Annotated in this window: 4 protein-coding genes; all 4 read left to right on the plus strand. The window is 41.5% G+C overall.

Annotated features, from left to right (window positions below):
• Positions 1 to 96 precede the first annotated feature (96 nt).
• Positions 97 to 780 carry an amino acid ABC transporter permease gene (locus E7C97_RS04980; protein ID WP_153225415.1) on the plus strand — a complete coding sequence of 228 codons (684 nt, stop codon included), beginning with the start codon at positions 97 to 99 and terminating at the stop codon, positions 778 to 780.
• Positions 780 to 1514, plus strand: coding sequence for an amino acid ABC transporter ATP-binding protein (locus tag E7C97_RS04985; RefSeq protein ID WP_045762888.1), 735 nt, complete (start codon positions 780 to 782; stop codon positions 1512 to 1514). The genes E7C97_RS04980 and E7C97_RS04985 overlap by 1 nt, the downstream gene beginning before the upstream one ends.
• A gap of 132 nt (positions 1515 to 1646) precedes the next feature.
• Positions 1647 to 2501, plus strand: coding sequence for a bifunctional methylenetetrahydrofolate dehydrogenase/methenyltetrahydrofolate cyclohydrolase (locus tag E7C97_RS04990; protein ID WP_316108342.1), 855 nt, complete (start codon positions 1647 to 1649; stop codon positions 2499 to 2501).
• A gap of 238 nt (positions 2502 to 2739) precedes the next feature.
• Positions 2740 to 9892, plus strand: a 7153-nt coding sequence (locus E7C97_RS04995; protein WP_316108343.1) for an SIALI-17 repeat-containing surface protein, incomplete at its 3' end; no start/stop codon positions are given.

Raw genomic sequence — 9892 nt, forward strand, 5'->3', positions numbered from 1 at the left:
ATTTTATTGAAAATAAAAGGAAAAAGATTGCATTTTTATTCAAAATATGTTATACTCATACAAGTTTTAAGTTAGAAATTAGAAAGTAGTGGATTTATGAATTTTTCTTTTTTACCTAAATATCTGCCATATTTTAACTATGGTGCTCTTGTAACAGTCTTGATCTCTGTTTTGGTTGTCTTTTTTGGGACAATTTTAGGGGTAGTCTTGGCTTTTGCTCAACGTTCTAAAATGAAGCCCATAGCTTGGCTTGCCAATGTTTATATTTGGATTTTCCGTGGAACACCTATGATGGTACAGATCATGATTGCTTTTGCTCTTATGCATATCAATGCTCCGACTATTCAAATTGGAGTTTTGGGAGTTGATTTTTCACGTTTGATTCCAGGGATTATCATTATCTCTATGAATAGTGGTGCCTATGTATCAGAAACAGTTCGTGCTGGTATCAATGCAGTACCTAAAGGACAATTAGAGGCGGCTTACTCTCTAGGGATTCGTCCTAAAAATGCCATGCGCTATGTCATCTTGCCACAGGCCATCAAGAATATCTTGCCAGCCTTGGGGAATGAGTTTATTACCATTATCAAGGATAGTTCACTCTTGTCAGCAATCGGTGTCATGGAATTGTGGAATGGAGCTACTACGGTGTCAACAACCACCTACTTGCCTTTAACTCCACTCTTATTTGCAGCCTTTTACTACTTGATTATGACCTCTATCTTGACACTAGCCTTGAAAGCTTTTGAAAATCGTATGGGACAAGGAGAGAAAAAATAATGACTGAAACGCTTATAAAAATTGAGAACCTTCATAAAAACTTTGGGAAGAATGAAGTTTTAAAAGGGATTGATCTTGAAATCAAAAAAGGGGAAGTTGTGGTGATTATCGGACCGTCTGGTAGCGGTAAGTCAACCCTCCTTCGCTCTATGAATCTCCTCGAAGAAGCGACAAAAGGAAAGGTTATCTTTGAAGGAGTAGACATTACAGATAAGAAAAACGACCTCTTTGCCATGCGTGAAAAGATGGGAATGGTATTCCAACAGTTCAATCTCTTCCCCAATATGACAGTGAAGGATAACATCACGCTTTCTCCTATCAAGACCAAAGGGGAAAGTAAGGAAGTTGCTGAGAAGAGAGCGCATGAGCTCTTGGAAAAGGTTGGTTTACCAGATAAGGCAGATGCTTATCCACAAAGTTTGTCTGGAGGTCAGCAACAACGTATCGCTATTGCTCGTGGTCTTGCCATGGAACCAGATGTCCTACTTTTTGATGAACCGACTTCTGCCCTAGACCCAGAAATGGTAGGGGAAGTACTAGCGGTTATGCAAGAACTTGCTAAGTCAGGAATGACTATGGTCATCGTAACGCATGAGATGGGTTTTGCGCGTGAAGTGGCAGACCGCGTCATCTTTATGGCTGACGGTGTTGTTGTCGAAGATGGAACTCCAGAGCAAGTCTTTGAACAAACCCAAGAACAAAGAACCAAAGATTTCTTGAGTAAGGTTTTGTAAGAATATCATGAAAAGCTCCAAGTGGGCTTTTTCTTATAGTTTCAGACTATAAGGTCTCTTAGGTAAGAAGTGTTAGAGGGACAAGTGTTTTTTTGATATAATAGAAGATATTTGTTAGAAAAGAGAAAACACATGACACAGATTATTGATGGCAAGGCTTTAGCAGCCAAGCTACAAGGACAATTGGCTGAAAAGACTGCGAAATTGAAGGAAGAGACAGGTTTGGTGCCTGGTTTGGTGGTTATTTTGGTTGGGGAAAATCCAGCCAGTCAGGTTTACGTTCGTAACAAGGAACGTTCAGCGATAGCTGCAGGTTTCCAAAGTGAAGTCGTGCGAGTTCCGGAGACCATTACCCAAGAGGAATTGTTGGACTTGATTGCCAAATACAATCACGATCCAGCTTGGCATGGTATTTTGGTGCAGTTACCCTTACCAAAACACATCGATGAAGAAGCTGTCTTATTGGCTATTGATCCAGAAAAGGACGTGGATGGTTTTCATCCGCTCAACATGGGGCGCCTTTGGTCTGGTCATCCAGTTATGATCCCTTCAACTCCAGCTGGTATTATGGAAATGTTTCATGAGTATGGGATTGAACTAGAAGGTAAGAATGCGGTTGTTATTGGTCGTTCTAATATTGTCGGTAAACCAATGGCCCAGTTGTTATTAGCTAAGAATGCAACTGTAACCTTAACCCACTCACGAACACATAATCTTGCCAAGCTAGCTTCTAAGGCCGATATTCTTGTCGTAGCAATCGGTCGTGCTAAGTTTGTGACTGCTGACTTTGTCAAACCTGGGGCTGTTGTTATTGATGTGGGGATGAACCGAGATGAAAATGGCAAGCTCTGTGGCGATGTTGACTATGATGCTGTTGCGCCAATCACTAGCCATATCACACCTGTACCTGGTGGAGTTGGACCTATGACCATTACTATGTTGATGGAGCAGACTTATCAGGCTGCATTGCGTAGTTTGGTTAGATAATACAAGCATTGATTTTATATAGTGAAGAAACAAGTTCTAAAAAATGAACTTGTTTTTTTCTTGCACTTCTTTTAATAAAATTACAGTAAAACTTCTACAAATTATTGAAAAAACTCTACTATTTTGATATATTAAAAGCATCAATATTTATATGGATAAAATAAGTAAGCGTCTAGAGGGAGGTTTATTTTTTGGAGTAAAATGTAATCGCTTACTAGAACATTGGAAAGGAACAATAATGGATAAGAGATTTTTTGAAAGACGGTGTCATTATAGTATTCGTAAATTTGCCATTGGTGCGGCTTCAGTTATGATTGGAGCTAGTATATTTGGTCTTCAGGTGGCTCAAGCAGCTGAAACCGAAACAGCAAGTCCCAGTGAGGAAACGATTCATCAAGTTCAACCTTTAGATAAGCTTCCAGATGATATTGCTGCAGCTATTGCAAAAGCTGAGCAAAATGGCCCACAAGATTCCGCTACTGAAAAAGAAAATGATACTGTTGAATCCGCAAAACCAATAACTGAAGAAAAGGTGACTGAGGCAACAAGTCCTAAGGAAGAAAAGGAAGCGGAAGTAGTCAGCCCTAAAGAAGACAAAGTTGAAAAAACTGAAGAACCTGCTGCTGAAGCAAATGGGAAAGAGTCTACAGTCTCAGAAGCAAGTGCTGAAAAGCCAGTAGTTCGAGAAGAACATACTGATACACCTAATCAAAATAAACCTGTAACGGATGATAAAAGCAAGGAAGAAAAAGCTTCTGCAAGTGAATCACCTCAAGCTACAAAAGAGAAGGAAAAAGAAAATCAGCTCCTTGAAGAAAGAAAACAAAATTTCAATAAAGACTGGTATTTTAAACTAAACGCTCAAGGTGACTTTTCTAAGAAAGATGTGGATGTTCATGACTGGTCTAAGTTGAACCTTCCTCATGACTGGAGTATCTATTTTGATTTTGACCACAAGTCTCCTGCTCGAAATGAAGGTGGTCAATTAAACGGGGGTACTGCCTGGTATCGCAAGACCTTCACGGTTGACGAAAGTGCTAAAGACAAGGATGTTCGGATCAACTTTGATGGTGTCTACATGGACTCTAAGGTCTATGTAAATGGTAAATTTGTAGGTCATTATCCAAGTGGTTACAATCATTTTTCATACGATATTACTGAATTTTTAAATAAAGATGGTAGTGAAAATACCATTGCTGTCCAAGTTACCAATAAGCAACCAAGTAGTCGTTGGTACTCAGGAAGTGGTATCTATCGCGATGTTACTTTGAGCTATCGTGACAAGGTGCAGGTAGCTGAAAATGGAAATCATATCACAACTCCAAAACTAGCTGAACAAAAAGATGGCAACGTTGAAACACAAATCCAAAGCAAGATTAAAAACACTGCCAAGACTTTAGCCAAGGTATTTGTGGAGCAACAAATTTTTACTAAGGAAGGTAAGGCTGTTTCAGATTTGGTTCGTTCTGTAACTAAGAGTCTAGCAGGAAATGAGACAGCTGACTTTAAGCAAACGATTTTGGTTAATAAGCCAACCCTCTGGACAACCAAAAGCTACCATCCTCAGCTCTATGTTCTGAAAACCAAGGTTTATAAAGAAGGTCAGCTAGTTGATGTTACAGAAGATACTTTTGGTTATCGTTATTTCAACTGGACAGCTAAGGAGGGATTCTCTCTTAACGGTGAGAGAATGAAATTCCATGGAGTTAGTATCCACCATGACAACGGTGCCTTGGGGGCAGAAGAAAATTATAAGGCAACCTATCGTAAATTAAAACTCCTGAAAGATATGGGAGTTAACTCTATCCGTACAACCCACAATCCAGCAAGTCCACAGTTGCTCGACGCTGCAGCAAATCTAGGACTTTTGGTCCAAGAAGAAGCCTTTGATACTTGGTATCGTGGTAAGAAAACGTATGACTATGGACGTTTCTTTGACCAAGATGCAACTCACCCAGAAGCCAAGAAGGGTGAGAAGTGGTCTGATTTTGACCTCAGAACCATGGTCGAACGTGATAAAAATAATCCATCTATCGTTATGTGGTCACTCGGTAATGAAGTTGATGAAGCAGATGGTGGCGAGCGTTCACTAGAAACAGCCAAGCGTTTGAAAGCCATCATCAAAGCAATCGATACAGAACGCTATGTGACCATGGGGGAAAACAAATTCAGTCGTAGATCAAGCGGCTTGTTCTTAGAATTAGCAGCAATCATGGATGCTGTTGGTATGAACTATGGGGAACGGAATTATGATGCGGTTCGTAAGGAACATCCAGATTGGTTGATTTATGGTTCTGAAACCTCTTCAGCGACTCGAACTCGAGATTCTTATTTTGATCCTGCTCATTTACTCTGGCACGACAATCGCCCAAATCGTCATTATGAACAGTCAGACTATGGTAATGACCGTGTAGCCTGGGGTAGAACAGCTACTGAATCTTGGACTTTTGACCGTGATCGTGCTGGCTATGCAGGTCAGTTCATCTGGACTGGTTTCGACTATATCGGTGAACCAACACCATGGCATAACCAAGATAATACACCAGTAAAAAGCTCTTATTTTGGTATCATTGATACGGCAGGCTTGCCTAAGAATGATTTCTATCTCTACCGTAGTGAATGGTATAGTGCCAAAGAAAAACCAACTGTTCGCATCATGCCTCACTGGAATTGGACTGAAGAAACGCTCAAGGAACGTAATATGCTGGTCAATGGTAAAGTTCCAGTTCGGACCTTCTCAAATGCTGCTAGTGTAGAATTGTTCTTGAACAATGAGTCCCTCGGTAAGAAAGAATTTGTTAAGAAAACAACTGAAGATGGTCGCCCTTATCACGAGGGAGCTAAACCAAGTGAATTGTATCTTGAGTGGTTGGTGGACTATAAACCAGGTACCTTAACAGCTATTGCTCGCGATGAAAATGGTAAAGAGATTGCGCGTGATAGTGTGACAACAGCAGGGGAGCCAGCCAGAGTTCGTCTCACCAAGGAAGAGCATGTCATCACTGCAGATGGTAAGGATTTGTCTTATATCCATTATGAAATCGTTGATGAAGACGGTAATGTTGTGCCAACTGCTAATAATCTTGTTCATTTCAATCTTCATGGCCAAGGCCAAATCGTCGGTGTGGACAATGGAGAACAAGCTAGCCGTGAACGCTACAAAGCTCAGAAAGATGGCACATGGCAGAGAAAAGCCTTCAATGGTAAAGGTGTTGTCATCGTTAAATCGACTGAAAAAGAAGGTAAATTTACCCTTTATGCGGATTCTGCAGGCTTGGCTTCAGATCAGGCAACAGTCACAACCGTTTCAGGCAAGAAAGAAAATCGCCATTTTGTCGCTTTTGCCCCTGTGAAAGCAAGAACTGATGTCAGCGAAAATCCTAAATTGCCAGAGACTGTGACAGCTATTTATAGCGATGGTAGTGTCGAAGAAAAAGCTGTGACTTGGGACATCCCAGAAGATCTCCTTTCAAGTGCTGGTGAGAAAAAAGTCCTTGGTAGTGTGGAAGGACTCGAAGCCAAGGCTGAAGCCCTTGTCAAGGTAGTTGCGCTTGATAAGTGGTTGCCAAAAGTAGCAACTGTCCCAGTTGGTACAGCTGTTGAAAATTTGGACAAGACTGTTACGGCTGTTTTATCAGATGGTAACTTGGTTGATGCGGATGTCGTTTCTTGGACCTTGAAAGATCCATCTGCCTTGACAAAAGAAGGTGGACGTACTGAAGCAACTGGTAAATTGGAAGGCAATGACTACGAGGTGACAGCAACCTTTATCGCAAGTGATAAGGAAACAGAAAATACTGTTACAGGTCTCACGGTTGGAGATAAGACTCTTGAAAACTTTGAGCCTGGAAAGACCTACTACCGAGTATCCCTTCCTTATACTGCAAAAATCCCAAGTGTTGGAGCACAGACAACAGGCTATCAGGTAACAGTTCAACAAGCCTCAGCTGCCAATGATTATCAGGCTTCTGTATTCTTGAGTGACCAAAAGGGCGATTTAGTTCAAACTTACTTGATTCAATTTGTGAAAGAAGCGCCTGCCTTGACACGCTTGGAAGTAAGCGTTGAAGGAAAAGAGACTGCAACAGAAGACCAAGTTCTCCCTTATCATGTCATTGGGCACTACGAAGATGGTTCACAAACTGAATTTTCAGCGTCAGATATCCATTTGGAAGCTAAGTCAGCTGATGGTGGACATCTTGAGGTGAATGGTCAGAACTTGCTTCTTTACAAGAAAGGTAGTGTAACCCTCACTCCTAGTATTGACAATCAAACTGATAAGACTCAATCTGTAGCCACTGAACTTGTGATAAAAGAAAATACAGTAGACAAGAAAATTGTCAAACTTCATCCAGTAACTATCTCTACAGATATCAATCAGCAACCGAATTTACCTAGTCAAGTTGGAGCAGATTTTGATAAGGGCTTGCCTCGTAAGGTAACTGTAACTTGGGACAAGGTAGATGCAAAAGATCTGAGCTACTATCATAGCTTTACCCTTAAAGGTCATGTAGAAGGCACAGACATTGAAGCTCTTGCCAATGTTACTGTTGAAGGTTTGCAGGTTGCAGAAGAAATCAGTTTAACACTACCTAAGGGTGAAAGTGTTCAATTACCAGCTAGCGTCCGTGCTTATCATTCAAATGGAACAACTGTCTATAAAGATGTCGTTTGGGATAAGGTGCCAGCTAACTTTAGTCAGACTGAAGGTATCTATGAAATCAAGGGTCAATTAGTGGGTAGCCATCTGACTACCAAGGCTCATGTTCGTGTTTCCAGTCAGGTTGTTGCGGGAAATAATATCTCGAAACAATGGACGGGTTCCCAATTGCCAGCAGCTATCGTGTCCAATACGGGTGGTGATGATTCGGCAAGTACTTTGAACGACTTGACAGTTTCAAGAGCCAGTACAGATGTTAAGAATCGATGGACTACATGGCAAACAGGTACTGATAATGACTGGGCATCTATCTTGTTTGGTAACTCTGGTGATTTGACCAAGCGCTTTGTCGACAATCTATCAGTTGATTTCTATACAGACGGGGCAATCGGACTTCCAAAAGAATATATTATTGAGTACTATGTCGGTCAAGAAGTTCCAGATCTTCCAAATGATGTCAATAATGCTCAGCGTGATACCAACCATCCATTCAACAATGCTACCAACTGGAAAGAAGTTGAACATCTCAAAGCTCCAGGACAATTATCTGCAGGTCAAACAAACCACTTTACATTTGATAAGGTTGAAACTTATGCTGTTCGTATGCGTATGAAGAAAGCAGATGGAACTGCTGGTGTCGGTTTGACAGAAATCACTATTTTAGGAAGTAAGGTTCCAAGTGCTACCAGCTCAGAAATTTCTATCCAAGTAGATGGCAAGAAGCTTGCGCATTTCAATCCGTCTAAGACAGATTATTATATTCCTCAAGCAAGCAAGGAAATCACTGCAACAGCCAGCAACAATGGTGTGGTGACAGTTGTTCCTGCAACAAGTGAAAAAGGTGCGACACGCCTTATCTTGAAAGCTGAGGATGGAACTGTTCTAAAAGAATATCGTATCTTCCGTGATGACGAAAAAGAGTCAACACAACCAGTAGCTGCGGAAAATAGTGCCCAGACCTTGAATGTTGGCGATCAACTTCAATTGCCTGCAGAGGTAACAGCCTACTATCCATCACAGACTGGCTGGGTTAAGGCTAACCTTGCTGTCCAATGGGATGCTGTGCCAGAACATGCGACTGCCCAAGAAGGTAGCTTTGAAGTTCTTGGTCATGTTCTAGGAACAGACTTAACAACCAAGATGCAAGTAACAGTTGTTACAAAAGGTAATCAAGTCATTTCAGAAAATGCAAATAATAATGAGACTGGTTCTAAAGCTTTTGCGTCTACTACAAATGACACACAAGCAGCTTCTCGGGATAAAATTTTCTATATCAACGATGGGCACTTTAACGAGGATGGACGTTGGACTAACTGGTCTCGTACTCCGAAGGACCAAGAAACATCTGTGGGAATTCTCTTTAAGAAGAATGGTCAGATTACACCTCAATCTGTTGGAAAAGTAGCCATTCAATTCTTTAAAGACAGTGGAACAGACGCACCAGCAAAAATGGTACTGGAAAGATATGTTGGTCCTGCCTATACAGAACCAAGCACCATTTCTCGTTATGAAGAAAATGCGGATCATCCATTTAACAAGGCAGAAAACTGGCAAGAAATTCCTTATAAGGCATCTGGAGAAATCGTGGCTGGTAAGCCAATCGAATTTACCTTTGATCCAATTGAGACATCAGCCATTCGAGCACGTATGACTCGTAAATCTACAACTAATGGTCTAGCAATGGTCGAGTTTAGTGCTTACTCTCCTGCTAAAGCAAGAGATGAGGAAACTCCTTCAGTATCCATTTCGGTTGCTGGAAAAGCATTAGAAAACTTTGATCCTGAGGTTTCAGATTATACAGTGAGCTTAAATGGCACTAAACCACAGGTGACTGCTCAAGCAAGTGGTCACGGTGTGACAACGGTTGTTGAGTCTAGTCAGGATAACCTTCCTACTCTTGTCCGTCTCCTTTCTAAGGATGGTAGTCTTGTCAAGGAATATCGCATTCATTTCAAACCTAGTCACCGTATAGTTCCTGAAGAAGGCGACCAAAGTCCTGTTCTCGAACGACCAAGTCTAGAAGTTATCAAGACCGAAATTCCATTTAAGGAAATTATTCGTGAAAACAATGACTTAGCGCAAGATGAACGTCGTGTAATCTCAGAAGGTAAGAAGGGTGAAAGAGTTGATTATGTTGAGGTTCTAGGATCTAACCGTACCACTGTTCATACAGATACGACAGAGGCGCAAGATCGAGTTGTTGAAGTCAAGGTAAAACCAGTCATTACTACAAGTAAGGGTGATGAGCCAGCACCAGTAGTAGAAGTCCCAGAATTTGAAGGTGGTGTCAATGCAGTAGAAGCGGCTAAGAATGAATTGCCAGAATACACAGATGCAATCGGCACAGTAGGCGACGAGCCAGCACCAGTAGTAGAAGTCCCAGAATTTGAGGGCGGCGTCAATGCAGTAGAAGCAGCTAAAAACGAGTTACCAGAATACACAGATGTAATCGGCACAGCAGGCGACGAGCCAGCACCAGTAGTAGAAATCCCAGAATTCAAGGGTGGTGTCAATGCAGTAGAGGCAGCTAAGAATGAAGTCCCAGAATTTACAGGTGGCGTCAATGCGCTAGAAGCCGCTAAGAATGAATTACCAGAATACACAGGAACAGTGGCTACAGCTGGAAATGAGCCTGCACCAAGTCTTGTTAAACCAGCCGAAGAGGTTCGAATTTTGACTGATAAGGAAACTGGAGTTCTGGTAGCAGGGCTAACTACAGAGTTATCTAAAG

The sequence above is a fragment of the Streptococcus sp. genome, assembly GCF_032481935.1.
Taxonomy (GTDB): Bacteria; Bacillota; Bacilli; order Lactobacillales; family Streptococcaceae; genus Streptococcus.

Bases quoted from the DNA above. Each gene is read 5' to 3' on its own strand.
- E7C97_RS04980 (WP_153225415.1), top strand. From the start codon at position 97: ATGAATTTTTCTTTTTTACCTAAATATCTGCCATATTTTAACTATGGT.
- E7C97_RS04985 (WP_045762888.1), top strand. From the start codon at position 780: ATGACTGAAACGCTTATAAAAATTGAGAACCTTCATAAAAACTTTGGG.
- E7C97_RS04990 (WP_316108342.1), top strand. From the start codon at position 1,647: ATGACACAGATTATTGATGGCAAGGCTTTAGCAGCCAAGCTACAAGGA.